This is a genomic window from Candidatus Omnitrophota bacterium (genome assembly GCA_016209275.1).
Taxonomy (GTDB): domain Bacteria; phylum Omnitrophota; class Gorgyraeia; order Aquiviventales; family Aquiviventaceae; genus JACQWM01.
Genome location: JACQWM010000004.1, coordinates 19,112 through 37,137, shown reverse-complemented (window position 1 = coordinate 37,137; position 18,026 = coordinate 19,112). Strand labels below are relative to the sequence as shown.

Below are 18,026 nucleotides of genomic sequence, written 5' to 3'. Positions count from 1 at the left end.
ACGGCTCCCTTCACCCGTGGATCAGCGCCCGGCTGGCTCGGCGCAGACAGGCCAGCAGCCATGCGGGCCGATAATAATAGGAACAGTAGGCGTGCTCTTTCAGCCGCACGATTTGCTCCGGCTGCAGATGGTCATGCCGAAACGTCGGCGTATAGCAGTCGAAGCGTTCCCAGTCGGCCTCAACGATCCGCTCTTTCAACGACTCGTAAAAAGCGGTGCCAGGAAACGGCGTGCAGACGAAGAACTGCGCGACATGCGTGTTGAGCCGTTTCGCATGGGCCACGGTTTTTCGAATCGTCGCTTCGGTGTCTTCCGGAAGTGCCAGCACGTAGAACACGGTCACCCGGATGCCCTTGCGATCGCAGTAGCGGATGATCGTCTCTTGGTGGCTCACCGTCGCGTTCTTGCGCTTGACACCCATCAGCACCGTGTCATCGGCTGACTCGACCGCCACGTTGAGGACTCGCAGGCCAGCCCGCTCCATGAGATCGAGCAGCGACTGATCGAGCAAATCCAGCCTGGTCTCGCACGCCCATCGCAGGCGGTGGCCGGCCTTGATGATCCCTTCGCAGATGGCGACGATCCGCTTGCGATCCGCGGTGAACAAGGGATCGCGGAACAGCAGGCCGCGGATGCCGTATCGCTCGACCAGGAAGGCGATCTCCTGCAGGACACTCGACGCGCTTCGCTTGTTCCATTCGTAGAAGACCGGGTAGGGACAATAGCTGCACGCATAGACACATCCCCGGCTGCTGAGGATCGGCAAAAACGGCCGTTCCTTCAAGACCGGCAGGTACGAGTAGGAGCGGATGGGAAACGGCGACCAATCCGGAAACGGCAGATCGTCGACCTTGAGCTTCTCGGTTCCGTTCACGACACCTGCCGGGATGTCGCCTTGAGCGAGCCGCTCGCCCCAGACTTCAGGCTCTCCTCGGATGATAAAATCCGCATGGGCTTCATACAGCTCAGGCCTCGCCCCGGAAAACGGCCCGATGAACCCGATCTTGGCGCGCGTGGTCTGCCGAATTCGGTCGGCGGTGCGCAGCTCGGCGGTGTGCTCCACCATGGAGGATTGGATGATCGCTAGGTCGGCATCGTCCGGCACCCCGGGCCCCACGATCACCTCATGGCCGGCGCGCCGGAAGAACGCGGAGAGATACCCATACGACATCAGCGGCACGCGCTCGCCAAAGAGCTTGGCCATCTCGATGAGCTTGGCTGGGAAGGAATCGCCGGCGTTGAACGCCCAGCCATAGCCGGCCATGAAATCCCGATTGATGCACTCGCGCCGACCGGAGCGCACGTCAACTAACGCGATTCGCATCCGGTCCCGACCTGCCATCCTGCGGCCTCCGCCTGCTGAGCAAATCCTTTCCGTGCTCGAACCACGTAGAGCGGCCTGCCCTTCACTTCATCATAGACCCGCCCGATGTACTCTCCGATCACGCCGAGCGCCAACAGTTGAACGCTACCGATGAACAGCACGATGAGCACGATTGACGCCCAGCCAGGGGGCGGATTGACGCTCGACAATCGCATGTATACCGCCCACACGCCGCCAGCAGCCGAGAGGATCGCCGTGACGATCCCGGCCACGGTCGCCAGACGCAGCGGGACGTACGAGAATGACACCATCCCATCGATCGCCAGACGACTGAGCTTGCGCCAGGTCTGACGGGGTGCTCCGACTCGCCGGGTGGCCCGCTCGATCGGAACCCCACATTGCGTGAAGCCCACCCAGGCTCGCAATCCACTGAGGTAGCGGCTACGCTCAGGCAAACGCTTCAGGGCGTTGACGACCGGACGGGTCATCACCGAGAACAGCCCTGAATCCACAGGCAGCGGGGTCGAGGTCATGCGACTGAGCATCCGATAGAACGCGAAGACCACGGCGCGCTTGATGATCGACTCCTTGCGCTTGGTCCGGATGGCGTAGACGACATCGTAACCTTCGCGCACCTTGGCCACCAGCGTCGGCAAATCTTCCGGGGCATCCTGCAGATCCCCATCCATCAGCGCGATGAGCTCGCCGCTCGCATGATCCAGGCCTGCGGTCACCGCGATGGTCAAGCCGAAGTTCCGTGAGAGCTGGACCGCTCGAATGTGCGAGTCAGCCGCGAGGCGCTCCAAGATGTCCCCCGAACGGTCCGTGCTGCCATCATCCACGAAGATGATCTCATAGGACACCCCCATCTCCCACAGGCAGCGGGTGAGCCGCTCGGCCAGCTCTAGCAGAATCGCCTCCTCGTTGAAGATGGGAATGATCACAGAAAGCGCTGGCGCGCAAGCGACGCTTCCCCCGATCTCTCCTGGCTTGGGCATGTCACGTCCCAGTGGTGATGCGTTCTCGCTCGGGAACTTCTTGCGGCTCGTAAAAAATAATTCGGCTGCCTGCGTGCTCGAACCGAAACGGCACATGCAGCAGATCGCGGAGCGCTTCGCTCACGCGCTCATGATCTGTGGGCCTGGCGAACACCAGGAAAAACCCGCCCCCGCCAGCCCCCAGTAGCTTGCCGCCGATCGCCCCGGCCCGGAGAGCCGCGTCGTACATCTCGTCGATCTGCGCCGTGGAGATTCGGTCGGTCAGGCTCTTCTTCAGCTGCCATCCGTCATGGAGCAGGCGGCCGAGTACTGCGATGTCCTCCGTCCCCTGCAGCAGGCGAATCGCTTCATCCACCATCTGGTGCATCCGCTGCAGTTCGGCGACCTTGCGCTCGGTCGCCTTGATCTGCTCCGCGGCGATCTCAGACGCATTGCGGGAGACCCCGGTGAAAAACAGCATGAGATGGTCTTGGAGCTCCGCGAGGCGATCCTCCGCCAGCATGACGGGCGAGACGTGAAACGTGCCATCCCGCAGAAATTCGATGCGATTCAATCCGCCGAAGGCGGTGATCACCTGGTCCTGGCATCCGACATGTTCGTTGAGCCGCTCCTGCTCCACATGAATGGCATCGCGGGCGAGCTGGGCTTTGCTGGGCATCATTCCCTTGAGCCCATACAGGGCGTGCAGCAGGCCAACGGTAAATGAGGAGCTTGAGCCTAAGCCCGTCCGCGCTGGCAGATCTCCGGTATGGTGGAGCTCAACACCCTGCGTGATGTTGAGAAATTTCAGCGTCTCCCGGACCACCGGATGCTGGATCTTAGAGGCATCGTTCACCAGCTCGATCTGCGACCAGACAACCCGGCTGGCGTAGTCAAAAAACGGCGGCAGCCACCGGCACGAGAGATAGCAGTACTTGTTCATAGTGGTCACGAGCACGGCACCCCCGCGCTCGCGATACCACGCGGGATAATCCGTGCCGCCCCCGAAGAGCGAGATGCGAAATGGCGTTCTGCTAATGATCATCGAGCGGTGATTTCCTGAGTGACCGTCTGTTGCCGGATGAGGCGATGCGACACCATCTCGTTGATGTGCGCTGCGGTCTTGGATCCGAACTTCCGCTCGACCATCTCCAGATACCGCGGGTTGGAGAAATAGACGTGAAACGCGTGATCCCGAAACTTGAGCACCTCAGCGCCGGAAAGATGCTTCGTCGGCAGCGGCAGCGTATCCACCGCATGCTGGGAATAGCCGGACCACCGCTCGGGCAGCCGCCACCCCTCCTTCAACGCCGCGTCATACAGCGCGCTACCCGGATACGCCATGGCCGAGTAAAAATTCGCAAACTCGCAGTTGAGCTCAAGGGCCAGATCCAAGGTTTCCTGCATCGTGGAGAGATCATCTTCAGGCAACCCGAAGATGTAATTGCCGATCACGTGAATCCCGGCTGCTTGGACCCGGCGGATGGTCTTGGCGATGTCCTCCTCCCCGATGCCTTTCTGCACGTCATCGCGCACCCGGGCATTGGCCGCTTCGATCCCGAACGCGAGCCAGTTGACCCCGGCCGCTTTAAGCTTCTCGATCATGTCTTCGCGGACCGTGTCCACGCGGGTGTAGGCCCAAATGTTGAGGTCGTAGCCCCGCTCGATGATCGCCTCGCAGATTCCCACGACGTGCCGCGGATTTAAGACGAACATTTCATCCGCGATCTTGATGTTGCGCACGCCGTACTCGTTCACGAGCCGGTCGATCTGCGCGATGACCTTCGGGATGCTCCAAAACCGGTAACTGTTGACGGAGTCCTTGTACCCGAGCTCCTTCTCGCCGCTCTTAAACGGTGCTTGGATGCAGCAGAACGTGCAGTGGTAGGGGCAGCCCAGGGTCGTGTAAATCGCCGCGTACGGTTGCCGCACCAACCCATCGAAACAGTGCCAGTTGTGGGCGCGGTACTTCTCCATCGGCAGCAGATCCCAGGCGATCTCCGGCATCTCCTCATCAAGCTGTTTGACGAGGGGGGCGGAGGGATTGCTGTGGATGCCGCTCCCCTCCCGCCACCAGAGGCCGCGAATCTTCCGAGGATCGATGGTCGAGGACGACGCCAGCGCACTTGCCAGGTCCAGCAGCGTATAGAGCCCTTCTCCGCCGCCGACGTAATCCGCGTCCTCTTCGCGCAGCGTCTGCTGCGGCAGGGCGGCCACATGGCCGCCGACTAAGCACACCGTCGTGTCCACCCCGGCCTGTTTGATGGCGGTGCACGTCGCCCCAGCCGCGGTCATGTTCTGCGTTGAGGCGGAGGGCTGATGGCCATAGACGACCACGGCGGTCAGGCGAGGCTGAAGCAGAGCCAGGCGATCCGCCACCTGCTGCGGGGTCAGCTCTTCGGCTTCAGCGTCAATGATGGCGACGGAAAAGCCCCGCCGGCGCAAAAATGTCGCCATCAGTCCGGCCCAAACCGGCGGCTCAATCGCGGTGAGCGTATTGCTTAAGCCCTGGTAGATCTGCGTGCGGCTCCCCGGATTGACCAGCACGACGTTAAGCGGCATCATCCCATCTCCTCACACATTGGCATACTCGTTGCGACGAATAATTTGATAGCCTTTGATCAGCTCGGCGATCCCGGCGCGCAGCGACACCTGCGGCGCAAATCCCGTGCGCTCGATTTTCTCATTGCTCACGATGTAGTTGCGCTTGTCTGTATCTTCGCCGATTTCCGCCTCGGTGAAATACAAGCCGGGAACCTGCTTCTTGATTTCCTCGCACAGCTCTCGCTTGGACAGATTGGCGTCGGAGAGCCCGACGTTGTACGCCTGCCCCTGCATCTGATCAAAATGGCTGAGGCCATGCAGGAAGACCCGCGCCACATCGCGGATATGGATGTAGTTGCGCTTAAAGTGCGCCTGGAACAGGACGATGGCTCCATCGGTCACGGCGCGGTAGACGAAATCATTGACGAGCAAATCCAGCCGCATCCGCGGGCTGATGCCGAAGACCGTGGCCAGCCGGTACGTCAGGCTATGGCCCGCGGCGAGCACCGCTTGCTCCGCCTCCACTTTCAACCGGCCGTACACCGAAATCGGCCTCAGCGGAGTCTCCTCCGTGCAATGAATGCCGTCTTGCCCGATGCCGTAGCCGCTGTTCGTCGTCGGATACATGATGCGCTGCTGGGGCTGCCGGAGTTTGAGCAGCATCAGGATCGCATCGAGGTTGACGCTCTTCGCCTCCAAAGGATCTTTATCGCACAGCGGAGCCCCGGTCAGGCACGCCAGCGGCAGCACGACGTCCATGCCGCTCAGCAGCCGGCGCATGAGCGCCTCATCTCGCGCGTCGCCTCGCACAATCGTCAGGGTGCGCTGATGGCAGCAATCCAGCAGCGAGGGTTGGTCGTACAGGAAATTGTCGACGACCGTGACCTCGTGCCCTTCCGACAACAGCGCGGGCACGAGCATCGATCCCAGGTAGCCGGCACCGCCCGTCACAAGGATGCGCATGTCGAGGTCACCTCCAATACAACATGACGCCGGCCGCGGCCACCCAGAACATCACCGTCATCTGCATGGGGCGATCCGTCAGCAGCAGCTGGATCGGATCGCCGCCTTCCTGCCGTTGATACACCAAATAGAGGTAGCGAAAAAATCCGTAGAGCACAAAGGGCGCGGTCACCACCGGGCCAGGGGCATGAAACTGCCGGGCCACCTCATCGCTGGCCGTATAGAGGAGGTAGCTGACGATGGCGGCGGAGGTAACGATGCCGATCATCATGTCCAGAAACGGCACGGTATACTCATCCAAGACTTGCCGATGCCCCGGAGCCTCATGGGCCAGCAGGGTCAACTCCGAGCGCCGCTTGCAAAATCCAATGAAGAGGGCCAGCAGCGTCGTGCAGATGAGCAGCCACGTGCTGACCGCGCCGTGAATCACAGCCGCCCCGGCGAGCACGCGCAGCAAATAGCCTGCGGCCACGACGAACACATCCACGATCACCTGATGTTTCAGCCAGCGGCTGTAGCAGAAATTCAGCGCCCAATAGGCCATCAGCACACCGGCAAAGCCGGCAGACAACCTCACACTGCCGAGCAACGCCGCAAGCCAAAGGACCACCATCATCAGCCGCGCCGTGCTCACCGAGAGTTCGCCAGCCGCAATCGGGCGAAACCGTTTGCGCGGATGCACGTGATCCTGCTCGCGGTCCACGATGTCATTCAACAGATACACCGAGCTGCTCATCGCGCAGAACAACGCGATCGCCGCCAGGGTCGCTTCGACAGCGCCAGAGACTCCTAAGCGCTGCGAAAAGAACAACGGGGCGGCGACAAAGAGGTTCTTCACCCATTGCTCAGGACGCAGGGCAACCCACATGGCCCGCAGCTGGCCTCGAGCTCGCGCGGCCTTGGGCTCGATGACCGCAGCCGTGTCGGTCAGCTGGTCGATGGCGTCCATTAAAATGGCCCTTTGAACCGCTGTTCGTAGCTGTAGAATGACTCGTCGCTGAGGTCGGTTTGACCAAGATCCAGCATCCGCTCCACCACCCGGATGATCTCCACCGCCGATGGATAGAACAACGTTTCCAGCGGCCGGGTCGTCGGGCACGGAGTCGGCGCATACCCCAACCGCTCCACCGGGCGCTTCAATGAGCCAAAGCACCGGTGGCTGATCCGTGCCGCCACTTCAGCCCCGAAGCCGCAGAAGACCCAGTCGTGGTCGACGACGATGCAGTGCTTGGTCTTCTCCACCGAGGCCGCAATCACATCTTCCTGAAACGGCGAAACGGTCCGGACGTCGATCACCTCAAGCTCTATCCCTCGCTTCTTGGCCAAGACCTCGGCGGCCTTCACGGCCTCCACGTTCATCCAGGACGTCGCCACGACCGTCGCCGCATCGCCTGCGCGAAGCACTCCAGGCGGCCCCAACGGAATCACGCACTCCTCATCAACCTCGCCCGCGATGTCGTAGAGCCAGCGGTGCTCGAGGAAAATCACCGGATTGTCGTCTCGGATCGAGGAGCGCATCAAGCTGTACGCATCCTGCGGCGTCGTCGGCAGCACCACTTTTAATCCCGGAAAGTGCGCGAAGATGCTGTGCATCGACTTGCTGTGCTGCGCCGATTGGCCCCAGCCGCGGCCGATCATCGCCCGGATGACGAGCGGGAGGCGCAACCGCCCGCCGCTCATGTAGCGCAGGTTGGACGCCATGTTCGCGATTTGATTCATCCCCAGCAGCATGAAGTCTGCGCGGATATGCACATGGATGGGCCGCAGACCCGACAAGGCTGCCCCTAAGGCCACCCCGGTCATCGCCTCTTCCGACAGCGGCGTGCCGAACACCCGCCGCGCGCCAAATTGCTCCACGAGCCCCTTCGTGCTGCCATAAATCCGTTTGTGGTCAGGGACGTCAAGACCGAACACAAACACGTCCGGATCCGCCTCCATTTCTTTCACCAGGGCGCGATTCAGCGCTTCACGATACGTCAGCGTCTTGGAGCTCATCCCGTCACCACATCCGTGTAGAGTTCTGACGCAGGTGGTAGCGGGGCCTGCTGAGCCTGGGCCACGCTGCGGTCAATCTGCCGTGCAACCTCAATGCGAATCGCCTCCAGCTCTGGCTCAGAGTAGCCGTCTTGGAGCAACTCTTTCTCAAACCGTCGTACCGGGTCGAGCCGCTCCGCTTCTTCCGGGGTCGGCCGACGGCGGTAGCCGATGTGGAAATCTTCCCCAGGGCCTACGTGCTCGAGAAACCGCAAATAGGTCAAATGCAGGAATCCCGGCTTAGGTTCCTCGGCCATGCGCTTGAGCATCTCGCGCGTCAGAGCGATTACGCCCTGCAGGTCGCTGCCGTCGCCGCTGGCGACATGGCAGTTGAACCCCGCCACCGCTTCCGGAATCGAGCGAAACCCTTGCCGCTCCGATGTCGGGGTGTGGATGGCCAGCCCATTGTCCTCGCAGACGAACACCATCGGAAGCTGCCGCAGCGACGCAAAATTCAACGTCTCCCAAAACACGCCTTCCTCAACCGCGCCATCGCCGAAAAAGACGACGGCCAACTCGCGAGATTGCCGGTAGACGCTGGCCAAGGCGGCACCCGCCGCCAGCGGAATCGGTGTGCCCACCACCGCCGACGTCGCCATCAGTCCGTGCTCCGGCGAGCACATATGCATGGAGCCAGCCTTGCCTTTTGCCGGCGCGGTGAGGCGGCCGTACATTTCCGCGAAAAATCCATCCACATCATCCGACATGGACAAATACAGCACATGATTCCGATACGTTCCGAACGCCTTGGTCCCCTTCGGCAGGCAATGGCCCACCCCCACCGGAATCGCCTCTCCGCCGATGCCGAGATGCGCCGCCGTCTTGATCTGATCCGAGGGATATTCTTTCCGGATGCGCTCTTCCACCAGGCGGCCCAGCAGCAGCTTCCGGAAGAGCCCGAGGGCTTCTTGCTTCTTCAGTTTCACTCCGCCTTCGCACTGGATCATGCTCCACTCCTTACGGCCGGCATCTCCTGCTGCGTGCCCACAAACCATTGGTACGTCGCTGACAGCGCCTCCCGGATCGTGTGTCGGGGCCGCCATCCCATCTGGTACAGCCGGCTCCCATCCAGCACTTTGACCGGAATGCCGTCAGGCTTGCTCGCATTAAACTGCAACGCGCCTGAAAACCCGACCACCTCTTTGATGAGCTCGGCCACGTCCTTGATGGACACATCCCAATCGCCGGCGATGTTGATCGGCTCAGCACCCTCATACGCGCGCAACACGAACAGGCACGCGCTCGCCAAATCGTCCGCGAAGATGAAGCCCCGCCGGGGCCGCCCGGTCCCCCACACCTCGACGGAGGCCGCCCCTCCCTCCTTCGCCTCGTGCATCTTGCGGATGAGTGAGGCGATGACGTGCGACCGGTCCGGGTGGAAATCATCACCCGGCCCAAACGCATCGCCGGGAATGCCGACGATGAACATGGCCCCGAATTGTTGGCGGTACGCCTGGCACAACGTCATGCCGGCAAGCTTGGCCACGGCATACGGCGCATTCGTGGGCTCCAGCGGCCCGGTGAGCAGGGATTCAATCCGCATCGGTTGAGGGCAGTGTTTCGGATAGCTGCACGAGCTGCCCAAGTACAACAGCTTGCCCACCCCATGCCGATAGGCGCTGTCGATGAGATGGCACGCCACCAGCAGGTTATCCTGCATGAACTCCGCAGGAAAGGCTTGGTTGGCGTGAATCCCCCCGGATGCTCCCGCGGCGATGATCATCGCCTCGGGCGAGGTCCGGCGGAGAAACGCGTCGACCGCTGCGCGATCGGAAAAATCAGGGTCGCGCTCCTCAATGAGCAGGCAGCGCTGGCGCTTGAGCGCGCGCACGATAGCCGCCCCGAGCAGCGTGGTTTGCCCTGCCACGTAGATCGTCGCGTCGCTTCGCATGCGGTTAGGCCGAGGCCCCCTCCTCAGCCAATCCCTTCTCAGTCAGCGTGCAGAGGATATGTCCGATGGTGATGTGGGCCTCCTGGATCCGCTGCGTATTCTGGGAGGGGACCACCAGCGGTAGATCCACCATCGTCGCCAAGAGTCCGCCGCTTTTCCCCAGCAGCCCCACGGTCGTGGCGCCCTTTTTCTTGGCTTCTTCAACGCCCCGGACGACATTCTTTGAAAATTTCCCCGCCAACGGCGAATAGCCGCCGGTGCTGATGGCGACGGCGACATCATCGGCCGTCACCAACGCCTCGACTTGCCGCGAGAAGATTTCCTCAAAGGAGAAATCGTTGCCGATGGCCGTCAGCACCGAGGTGTTGACCGTCAGCGACATCGCCGGCAACCCTGGCCGCACATCGTGGAATTGCCCCACGAACTCCGCCGCCAGGTGCTGGGCATCCGCAGCGCTCCCCCCGTTGCCAAAGAACACGATCTTGCCGCCGCGCCTCAACGCCTTGACCATCGCCGCGGCAATCGCATTGATCGCCTCGGCGTGCTCCTTGAGTTTGATCTTCGTCTGCGCGCTGTCTTCCAGCTCGCTCGCGATCAGCTCCAACCCGGTTGCCGCTTCCACTGCCGTCTTCATCCCCCCGCGCGCCTCCTCTTAGGTCGGTGATACAGCGAACTGTTCCTTGAGCGCATTGACGGTCATCGCCAAGCCCTGCTCCAGGGAAACGGCGGGCTGCCAGTTCAGCACCTGGCGCGCTCGCGCGTTATTGCACACCTGATTGCTCGGCCCGAATGCCGGCTGATGCAGGCACTGCACCTTCGCCCCGAGCAGCCGTGCGATATGCTCCGCCACGTCTCCTAAACCATGCGCCGTGCCGGTGCCCAAATTCACCGGCCCGCCGATAAAATCGGATTCCGCTCCCTTCAGCAGCGCCTCAACCATGTCCTGCACAAATGTAAAATCCCGCCTGACCTGCTCGCTTCTGACGGTGATCGTCCCGCGCTCGCACGCTTCCTTGATCAGCGCAGGAATCAAGAAGTCTGCCGATTGCCGCGGGCCATACGTGTTAAACAGCCGGAAGACCACCGATGGCACGCCGTACTGCCGATGGAATTCCTCGCACAACAACTCCCCGATTCGCTTCGTCATGACATACACGCCCTGGGCCGGATCGATCGGGTGCTGCTCATCGATGGGCAGATATTTCGGCACATTGGTATAGAGCCCGCCGGCTGAGGTAAAAATAAATTTGGTCACCGCGCACCGCCGCGCGATCCGCAGCATGTTGGCGATCCCCATGACGTTTTGGCGATAGGTCAGCTCCGGGCTGCGCTCCGCGGCCGTCAGCATGGAAAACGCCGCCAGGTGGTAGATGACATCGAAGCGCTCCGTCCCTGCCGCCGGAAGATCCCACGCCACGGCATCGGCGTGCAGGTAGGTGATGCGGTCCATCACCGGCTGCAGCCGATCCGGCGAATCCGCGCAATCCAGCACCGAAACCTTCGCCCCCTTCGCGATCAGCGCGTCCGTCAGATGGGAACCAATGAACCCGGCTCCGCCGGTCACTAACACCGGCCGCTGCGCCCACCAGGAGTCGGTCATGGCTCGCCCCTCATACCAGCACTCGGTCGGCGGCGGCATGGGTCCGCCAGAACGCCAACGTCTCGGCGAGCGTTTGGCGCAGCGGAATCTGCGGCTGCCAGCCGAGGCGCTGTAATTTGCTCGGATCGCCGATGAGCGCGGCATCATCCGCCTGGCGGATCCGGCCGGCATCGACCACGACGCGAACCGGCCGTCCTGACAGCGCGATCAGCTCGGTGAGTATTTCCTGCAGCGACGTGCCGATCCCGGCGCACACGTTGTAGGCCTCGCCGGGCGCGCCGCGTTCAGCCAGGAGCCGCAAGGCATTGGCTCCATCGCGCACATCCACAAAATCCCGGATCATCGCCAGATCTCCCACCGGCAAGGCCTCGGCCTCATGCTGCTCGATGCGCACGATCCCCCGGGCGAAATCTGACACGGCATCTCTGGTCTTTCGCGGGCCGATCAGCGCAAATGGGCGCGCGCGGATAACCTTGAGATTCCGGCTTCGCCAATACATGTCTCCCAGCATTTCCTGAGCGATCTTGCTCACGGCGTACGGGCTGCCTGGGCCAAAGGGCTGTGTTTCAGGGATCATCCCGGCTCCTGACGCGCCCCCATAGGCGGCACTCGAGCTGACCAACACGGCGACAGCCTCGCTCGCCGAGGCGTGCATCGCCTCGAAGAGGTACAGCGTGCCGAGCACGTTCGCCGTGAATGTCCCGACAGGATCCTCCCACGAGGGACCGATATAGCCCTGGCTGGCCAAATGGAACACCGCGTCGGGTCGTGCCTCAGCCACCACCCGGTGGAGGGCGGCGCGATCCGACAACTCAATCTCCACGGTGCGGATCTGCTGTGCGAAATGACGAAGATTCTCGGCCTGCCGGTGGACCGTCCCCCAGACCTGCCAGCCGCGCGCGAGCATCAGCTCGGCCAAGTGCGAGCCGATGAACCCGCCGCAGCCGGTGATCAAGCACGTTTGGCTGGATGCTCTTCCCATGCCCCGCGCCCAGGTTCAAGACTTACCGTGACACCGCGCTGTGCCGCCTCATACGCCGCGAGGACGAGGCGAATGCCCTCGACCCCGTCTGCTCCGCTGCCGAGCGGCTCGCGTCCCTCGGCGATGGCCGAGGCGAATTCCCGCCATTCGTCTTTCCATGACGAATCTTGGCCGCGAAACTCGACCACCTCTTCAGCAAACGGCGCATCGAAGGCGCGACGGCCCAGCATCACTCGCTCGTTGCCGTAGCTGCCGCCCAACCCTTCGATGACGGCATACCCATCTCGGCCGAAGACTTCCAAGGAAAAGATATTCTTCCATTGGGTGAGGCTGGCATGGATGGAGGCCATCTGGCCTGCCGCCGTCTGCAACAGCACGAATCCGTTATCCTCAAGCGGCCCGGTCTGCCAGTACGATGTGCCGACGAAGCCGGTCACTTTCTGGAAATCGCCCAGGAACATCCGCGCCAAATCAATCGCATGAATCCCCTGCTCCATCAACTGCCCGCCGCCGACGATTGCCGGATCCGCTCGCCATTCCTGCTCATAGCCGGGGCGGCCGCAAATGCCATAGCGGCACCGCACGAAAATAAGAGGCCCGGTGTTGCCCTGATCGACCCAGTGTTTCGCTCGGATCACCCCGGGATGATGCCGGTGGTTAAATCCGCATTTCAACACCCGTTTGGCCGCCCATGCGGCGGCGACCATCTCGGTCGCCTCCTCCAGCGTGCGCGCCAACGGTTTTTCGCACAACACGTGCTTGCCGCTCGTGACGGCGGCCAGCGTAATCGCATGATGCAAATGGGGCGGCGTGCACACCAGAATCGCGTCAAGATCATCCCGCTGAGCCACCCAATCCCAGCCCACCGCCGCCTCGCATCCAAGCGGACGGGCCAGCGCTTCAGCGGACGCCAGATGCTCCGACGAAATGACGACAATCTCCGTGTTCGGAAACGCCTTCAGAATAGGAGCTCGCCGCTTCGCCTGAAGCCCTGCCCCGACGATGCCAACTCTCATGATCGTTGCTCCTCAGCGCCTGTCCCACGCCCTGCCGCAGCTGCCGAAGGCAGCGCTGCGCGAAGCGCAGGACCCTTCGGGCCAGCGGCAGGGCGTGGGACCGTCCCCCGGCCGATGCCGATGTACTGGCAGCCAGCCTTCATGACCATCGCCGGATCCAGGAAGTTTTTCGTATCCAGAATCAACGGAGTTCGCAGCGTATTTCGCAGCGCGCGAAAGTCTAGCTCGCGAAACTCCGGCCACTCGGTGCTGATGACCAACGCATCCATCCCTTCAGCCGCTTCGTAGGCGCTGTGGCATAACCGGAAGGTCATGGCGGAGCGCAGTTCCGACATATCCGCCTTTGGGTCATAGGCGCTGACCTGGGCCCCGGCAGCCACGAGATGGCCGATAAGCTCCAAGGCCGGAGACCGCCGCAAGGTGCTCGTCCCGGCTTTGTACGTCAAGCCCAGCAGGCCGACCTTCAAGCCGCTCAGCGTCCCAAAACGGTGTGTGAGTCGAGTCAGGACTAAGCGCTTCTGTCGTTCATTGACCTCGAAGATCGCATCGAGCAAGGGGGTCGCGCTCTCGTGGGCGCGTCCGACATGTTGAAGCACTCGCAGATCGCGCGCTAAGGTCCCGCCGCCAAAGGGTGCTCCTGGCACGACCAGCGCATGCCGGCCGATGCGCTCATCGGCTCGCAGCGCGTCGGCGACTTTCAGACCATCCGCGCCGACCGCATCGCAGAGCTGCCCTAATTCGTTCGCGAAACTGACACAGGTGGCGAAAAACGCGTTGAGCGCGTGCTTGGTCATTTCGGCCGTGGCCAGGTCCATGAAGATCCGCGGCGAGGGCACGTCGCTGAAGAACGCATCGACCGCCTCCTTCGCGCTCTCATCCTGTGCCCCGATGATCAGCATCGTCGGATTCAAGAACCGCGCGAGGGCGTTCCCCAGCCGCAAATTCTCCGGCACATACGCCAGGCGGGGAGGCTGCGTCGGTTGGGCCTGTTGGAGGATGTGGCTCAACCGCTGGCAGGTGCCGACCGGCATCTGGCTTTCCATGAGGACCATGGCGCGCGGTTGCAGCCACGGCGCGATCGCGCGGATGGTCTCACGCACCGGGCTGACATCGATCTCATCGTTGGCATCCACCGGGGTATCGAAGGCAATGATCACCGTTTCGGCGCGCCGCACCGCCTCCTCAAGATTCGACGTAAAGGTCAGCCGGCCATCCGCGAGATGCTGCTGGATCAACTCGGCGAGTCCCGGCTCAAACAGCGGCGGCTCACCGCGCATGAGTCGCTCGATGCGCTCGCGATCGGCATCGACGCCAATGACGCGGTAGCCAAGCTTCGCAAGACAGGCCGAGGTGACCACGCCCAAATGCCACAACCCAATCGTGCACACCTGCGTCGCTCGTCGTGGCATCAATGCACACCGGCCAACACGTTCAAATATTGCTGGATCGCCACGCGGATCGCATCTTCCGAGGTCAGCTTCGCCGACCAGCCAAGCGCGTTCACCTTGCGCACATCCAGGTAGACCGTCGCCTGGTCTCCGGGCCAGCCTTCCGCCCCTCCGGTGTACCGAAAACGCACGTCCTTCAATCCCATTTCTTCCAGCAGGATGCGCACAATCGTCATCACCGAGGCGGATGAGCTCGTCCCGACATTGATGATGTCGCATGCCGGATCCTGCGGCGAAAATACGCGCGTCACCAGATGCAGCATTCCGTCAACGCACTCATCCACGAGAAAATAATTTTTGGCCCCGCTGCCATCGCCGAGGATTTCCATCTCGCGCGGGTTCTTGGACAGCTTCTTCACGAAATCGCAGATGCAGCTATGCCCCATCCGAGCGCCGATCGCATTGCCCAGCCGCACAATCCTCGCGCGAAGATGAAACATTTCGCAGTAGGCGCTGATCATGCCTTCGCAGGCCAGCTTGCCTGCGCCATAGAGCGACAGCGGCATCAACGGCCCGTACGTCTCCGGGCTGGGGCTGACCGTGGCCCGGCCGTAGACCGCGCCGCTAGAGGTAAACACGATCGGCCCAATACCGTGCCGGCGCATCGCCTCCAGCACATGGTACGTCGCCACGACGGCGTGCTTGATGTCCAGCTCCGTATTCTTTAACCCGGCAGGAATGTCGGTGTTGCCCCCCAGGTGCCAGACGAATTTGGTCCCGGCCATCGCCTGAGCGACGCGATCGCGATCGAGCAAATCCGCCTCAACGAACGTGATCCGTCCGCTGCGCGCGTGCGGCTCAACCCAGTTGATCCCTCGGCAGAGATTGTCGTACACCGTGACCTCGCAGCCGGCGTCCACCAAGCGATCCACCAGCACGCTGCCGATGAACCCAGCGCCCCCGGTGACGAAAAACGGGCCCAGTGATTTGATCTCGCTCATGAGGACGGCCTTGTTGGATCGAGAATGTAGTCGACGGCTTCGTCAAAATTCTCCGCCAGATACGTGGGAAAGAGCTGCTTGCGCTTCATCACCCGTGTTAACAACGAGCTGGTGTGGCCCACCAGGATGGTATGGCAGCCTGCCCGCTGCCCGGCTTCAACATCCACCAAGCCATCGCCGACCATAAATGACGACCTCACCTCGGAGGCTCGCTCCCTGGCGGCCTGCAGAATCAGTCCCGGCTGCGGTTTGCGGCACGCGCAGCGTTTGCGGTATGGCTTTCGCGCAGCCTGAGGGTGGTGAAGGCAATAGTACTCTCCGTCGAGGCGCACCCCTTCGCGCGCCAGCAGCCGCTGCGCCTTGGCTCGGATGCGCGCGAACATCCGCAGCGTTAACTGGCCTTTGGCGATCCCTGGCTGATTGGACACGAGGACCACCTGAAACCCGGCCGCCTGAAGGGTTTTAATCCCTTTGGCCACGCCGGCCATCAGGCGAAATTGCTGCGGCCTCAGCGGCGTTTCGACGCGCCCATGCTCGGGGACGTAGATGAGATGATTCACGACGCCATCGCGATCCAAGAAGACGGTTTTGCTCATGATGCAAGGTGCTCTAGATGTTCAAGATGATCCGCGACCCGGTGGCCTCGAACCGAAAGGCGATTTCCTTCAGCGATTCCTTGGCCAGCAGGGCGCGAATGCGATGCTTGGCCTCAGGGTGGCAGTAGAGCATCAGAAACCCGCCGCCGCCGGCACCCATCAGCTTGCCGCCTAAGGCACCGGCCTCCATGGCGATCTGATACCAGCGATCAATGCTGCCGTTGGAGATGTTGCCGCCGAGCTTCTTCTTGGAATCCCAATGCGCATGGAGCAGCCGGCCGAATCCGTCAAGGTCACCGGCTTCAAAGGCCGTTTTCGTTTTCAGGCCGATCCGCTTGATCTCATGGAGACTTTCCAGCGCCTGGCCGTTCCCGCTGGAGATCGCTTGCGCGTGCCCGGCTTGAATCTCGCTGGCCGTGCGTGAGAAGTTGGTGTAAAAAAACACCAGGCGGTTTTCCAGCTCTGAGACGACATGCGGATCGACCTTCAGGGCATGCACCGCCACTTTCCCTTTAGTGCTAATGCCAAGCGAGAGCAGCCCGCCATAGGCCGCCACATATTGATCCTGCAGCCCGCCCGGCTCTTTCAGGATGATCCGCTCGATCGTCAGCGCCTCACGGGCCAGGGTCTCTGGGGTGGGGTGCTCGCCTTTATAGGCGTGCAGGGCGTTGAGCAGCCCCACCGTGAAGCTGCTCGAGGTGCCTAACCCTGTGTTCGCCGGCACATCGGAGATGGAGACGATTTCAATGCCTGGGGCGATCTTCAGCAGCTCCAGCGCCTCCCGGACCACGGGATGCTGGATTTCCTCACGCGTCTTCACCACTTCTTTGCGATGGTAGCCGGTAAACCGCACCGTCTCCTCGAAATGCTTCTTGACGACGATGAACACAAACCGGTTGACCGCCGCCGTCAAGATCAGCGATTCAAACTGCTCGTAATACGCCGGCAGGTCGGTGCCTCCCCCGCCCAACGGGATGCGCACCGGCGTTCGAGAAATAATCATCGGGCCAATCCCGTGCGTTCCACGTATCGCTCAAACCGGGCCAAGCCCGGCGGGGCGCCGACTTCGTAAAACGGCTCGGCCACCATGTACGACGCCAGCGCATCCCGCGCAATCAGCCGCTCATAGAGCGTATCCATGTCGCAAAACGTCTTGGAGGGGATGAGGCGCAACACCGATTTTCTAAAGATGCGTAGGCCGTAATCGATCGTATCCAGCCCAGGCACGCGGCCCTGCCTGGTGTAGAGGGTCACAAAACCGCCTCGCACCTTGGCATTGCTGCGGCCATACCGCCCGCGATTCTTGAACGCCACCATCAGCGCCGTGAGGTCCCGCCGCAGAAAATACGTAATCGGCTCCATCGGGTTGATCGGCAAGTAGGAGTCGCCATTCAGCACGCAAAACCGCTCATCGAGCAATGCGGCCGCATGCTTCAACGCCCCGGCTGTTCCGAGCAACCGCCGCCCCTCTTGTGCATACGCGATGCGCATGCCAAACGCCCGGCCATCCTTGGCAAACGCTTGAATCTGTGCTGCGCGGTGGCCGACGCAGAGCACCACATCCCTTAACCCGTGCCGCGCGAGCCACGACAGCTGATACTGCAGGAATGGTTTCCCCTGCACGCGGACCAGGACTTTTGGGAGCCGGTTCGTCAGCGGTCGAAGCCGCGTGCCAAGCCCGCCGGCCAAAATCACCACCTGCATCGCGCG

18 protein-coding genes are annotated in these 18,026 nt (G+C 62.2%); all 18 read right to left on the bottom strand.

Going from position 1 to position 18,026, the window contains the following annotated elements:
* Window positions 1-10 precede the first annotated feature (10 nt).
* The 18 genes from HY737_00685 to HY737_00600 are packed head-to-tail and all read right to left on the bottom strand — an operon-like array spanning window position 11 to window position 18,020.
* Window positions 11-1,324, bottom strand: coding sequence for a radical SAM protein (locus HY737_00685; GenBank protein MBI4596901.1), 1,314 nt, complete (start codon window positions 1,322-1,324; stop codon window positions 11-13).
* The gene (locus HY737_00680) at window positions 1,309-2,322 is read right to left on the bottom strand and encodes a glycosyltransferase family 2 protein (protein MBI4596900.1); all 1,014 of its coding nucleotides are present in this window, start codon (window positions 2,320-2,322) and stop codon (window positions 1,309-1,311) included. Before HY737_00680 ends, HY737_00685 begins: the two co-directional genes overlap by 16 nt.
* A gap of 1 nt (window position 2,323) precedes the next feature.
* Window positions 2,324-3,346, bottom strand: a complete 1,023-nt coding sequence (locus tag HY737_00675; protein MBI4596899.1) for a kinase — start codon at window positions 3,344-3,346, stop codon at window positions 2,324-2,326.
* Window positions 3,343-4,866: a cobalamin B12-binding domain-containing protein gene (locus tag HY737_00670; GenBank protein ID MBI4596898.1), complete on the bottom strand. Its 1,524-nt coding sequence runs from the start codon at window positions 4,864-4,866 to the stop codon at window positions 3,343-3,345. Before HY737_00670 ends, HY737_00675 begins: the two co-directional genes overlap by 4 nt.
* A 9-nt stretch (window positions 4,867-4,875) precedes the next feature.
* On the bottom strand, window positions 4,876-5,808 hold the full coding sequence (locus HY737_00665) for an NAD(P)-dependent oxidoreductase (GenBank protein ID MBI4596897.1): 933 nt from the start codon (window positions 5,806-5,808) through the stop codon (window positions 4,876-4,878).
* Window positions 5,809-5,815: 7 nt separating this feature from the next.
* On the bottom strand, window positions 5,816-6,757 hold the full coding sequence (locus HY737_00660) for a decaprenyl-phosphate phosphoribosyltransferase (protein MBI4596896.1): 942 nt from the start codon (window positions 6,755-6,757) through the stop codon (window positions 5,816-5,818).
* Entirely contained in the window at window positions 6,757-7,803 is a 1,047-nt protein-coding gene (locus HY737_00655; protein MBI4596895.1) for an alpha-ketoacid dehydrogenase subunit beta, read from the bottom strand. The genes HY737_00660 and HY737_00655 overlap by 1 nt, the downstream gene beginning before the upstream one ends.
* On the bottom strand, window positions 7,800-8,789 hold the full coding sequence (locus HY737_00650) for a thiamine pyrophosphate-dependent dehydrogenase E1 component subunit alpha (protein MBI4596894.1): 990 nt from the start codon (window positions 8,787-8,789) through the stop codon (window positions 7,800-7,802). The genes HY737_00655 and HY737_00650 overlap by 4 nt, the downstream gene beginning before the upstream one ends.
* Window positions 8,786-9,733 (bottom strand): GDP-L-fucose synthase, encoded by a 948-nt coding sequence (locus HY737_00645; GenBank protein ID MBI4596893.1) that lies wholly within the window; start codon window positions 9,731-9,733, stop codon window positions 8,786-8,788. Before HY737_00645 ends, HY737_00650 begins: the two co-directional genes overlap by 4 nt.
* 4 nt (window positions 9,734-9,737) lie before the next feature.
* Window positions 9,738-10,367: an SIS domain-containing protein gene (locus HY737_00640; GenBank protein MBI4596892.1), complete on the bottom strand. Its 630-nt coding sequence runs from the start codon at window positions 10,365-10,367 to the stop codon at window positions 9,738-9,740.
* An 18-nt stretch (window positions 10,368-10,385) separates the two neighbouring features.
* Window positions 10,386-11,372, bottom strand: a complete 987-nt coding sequence (locus tag HY737_00635; protein ID MBI4596891.1) for an NAD-dependent epimerase/dehydratase family protein — start codon at window positions 11,370-11,372, stop codon at window positions 10,386-10,388.
* Entirely contained in the window at window positions 11,344-12,315 is a 972-nt protein-coding gene (locus HY737_00630; protein MBI4596890.1) for a GDP-mannose 4,6-dehydratase, read from the bottom strand. The genes HY737_00635 and HY737_00630 overlap by 29 nt, the downstream gene beginning before the upstream one ends.
* Entirely contained in the window at window positions 12,285-13,331 is a 1,047-nt protein-coding gene (locus HY737_00625; protein ID MBI4596889.1) for a Gfo/Idh/MocA family oxidoreductase, read from the bottom strand. Before HY737_00625 ends, HY737_00630 begins: the two co-directional genes overlap by 31 nt.
* The gene (locus HY737_00620; GenBank protein MBI4596888.1) at window positions 13,328-14,740 is read right to left on the bottom strand and encodes a UDP-glucose/GDP-mannose dehydrogenase family protein; all 1,413 of its coding nucleotides are present in this window, start codon (window positions 14,738-14,740) and stop codon (window positions 13,328-13,330) included. Before HY737_00620 ends, HY737_00625 begins: the two co-directional genes overlap by 4 nt.
* Window positions 14,740-15,720, bottom strand: a complete 981-nt coding sequence (locus tag HY737_00615; protein ID MBI4596887.1) for an NAD-dependent epimerase/dehydratase family protein — start codon at window positions 15,718-15,720, stop codon at window positions 14,740-14,742. The genes HY737_00620 and HY737_00615 overlap by 1 nt, the downstream gene beginning before the upstream one ends.
* Complete coding sequence (locus HY737_00610; protein MBI4596886.1) at window positions 15,717-16,316, bottom strand: HAD family hydrolase; 600 nt, start codon at window positions 16,314-16,316, stop codon at window positions 15,717-15,719. The genes HY737_00615 and HY737_00610 overlap by 4 nt, the downstream gene beginning before the upstream one ends.
* A 13-nt stretch (window positions 16,317-16,329) precedes the next feature.
* A complete protein-coding gene (locus HY737_00605; GenBank protein MBI4596885.1) occupies window positions 16,330-17,319 on the bottom strand; it encodes a hypothetical protein in 990 nt (329 codons plus the stop codon).
* Complete coding sequence (locus HY737_00600; GenBank protein MBI4596884.1) at window positions 17,316-18,020, bottom strand: NTP transferase domain-containing protein; 705 nt, start codon at window positions 18,018-18,020, stop codon at window positions 17,316-17,318. The genes HY737_00605 and HY737_00600 overlap by 4 nt, the downstream gene beginning before the upstream one ends.
* Window positions 18,021-18,026 lie beyond the last annotated feature (6 nt).

Bases quoted from the DNA above. Each gene is read 5' to 3' on its own strand.
- HY737_00685 (MBI4596901.1), bottom strand. From the start codon at position 1,324: ATGCGAATCGCGTTAGTTGACGTGCGCTCCGGTCGGCGCGAGTGCATC.
- HY737_00680 (MBI4596900.1), bottom strand. From the start codon at position 2,322: ATGCCCAAGCCAGGAGAGATCGGGGGAAGCGTCGCTTGCGCGCCAGCG.
- HY737_00675 (MBI4596899.1), bottom strand. From the start codon at position 3,346: ATGATCATTAGCAGAACGCCATTTCGCATCTCGCTCTTCGGGGGCGGC.
- HY737_00670 (MBI4596898.1), bottom strand. From the start codon at position 4,866: ATGATGCCGCTTAACGTCGTGCTGGTCAATCCGGGGAGCCGCACGCAG.
- HY737_00665 (MBI4596897.1), bottom strand. From the start codon at position 5,808: ATGCGCATCCTTGTGACGGGCGGTGCCGGCTACCTGGGATCGATGCTC.
- HY737_00660 (MBI4596896.1), bottom strand. From the start codon at position 6,757: ATGGACGCCATCGACCAGCTGACCGACACGGCTGCGGTCATCGAGCCC.
- HY737_00655 (MBI4596895.1), bottom strand. From the start codon at position 7,803: ATGAGCTCCAAGACGCTGACGTATCGTGAAGCGCTGAATCGCGCCCTG.
- HY737_00650 (MBI4596894.1), bottom strand. From the start codon at position 8,789: ATGATCCAGTGCGAAGGCGGAGTGAAACTGAAGAAGCAAGAAGCCCTC.
- HY737_00645 (MBI4596893.1), bottom strand. From the start codon at position 9,733: ATGCGAAGCGACGCGACGATCTACGTGGCAGGGCAAACCACGCTGCTC.
- HY737_00640 (MBI4596892.1), bottom strand. From the start codon at position 10,367: ATGAAGACGGCAGTGGAAGCGGCAACCGGGTTGGAGCTGATCGCGAGC.
- HY737_00635 (MBI4596891.1), bottom strand. From the start codon at position 11,372: ATGCCGCCGCCGACCGAGTGCTGGTATGAGGGGCGAGCCATGACCGAC.
- HY737_00630 (MBI4596890.1), bottom strand. From the start codon at position 12,315: ATGGGAAGAGCATCCAGCCAAACGTGCTTGATCACCGGCTGCGGCGGG.
- HY737_00625 (MBI4596889.1), bottom strand. From the start codon at position 13,331: ATGAGAGTTGGCATCGTCGGGGCAGGGCTTCAGGCGAAGCGGCGAGCT.
- HY737_00620 (MBI4596888.1), bottom strand. From the start codon at position 14,740: ATGCCACGACGAGCGACGCAGGTGTGCACGATTGGGTTGTGGCATTTG.
- HY737_00615 (MBI4596887.1), bottom strand. From the start codon at position 15,720: ATGAGCGAGATCAAATCACTGGGCCCGTTTTTCGTCACCGGGGGCGCT.
- HY737_00610 (MBI4596886.1), bottom strand. From the start codon at position 16,316: ATGAGCAAAACCGTCTTCTTGGATCGCGATGGCGTCGTGAATCATCTC.
- HY737_00605 (MBI4596885.1), bottom strand. From the start codon at position 17,319: ATGATTATTTCTCGAACGCCGGTGCGCATCCCGTTGGGCGGGGGAGGC.
- HY737_00600 (MBI4596884.1), bottom strand. From the start codon at position 18,020: ATGCAGGTGGTGATTTTGGCCGGCGGGCTTGGCACGCGGCTTCGACCG.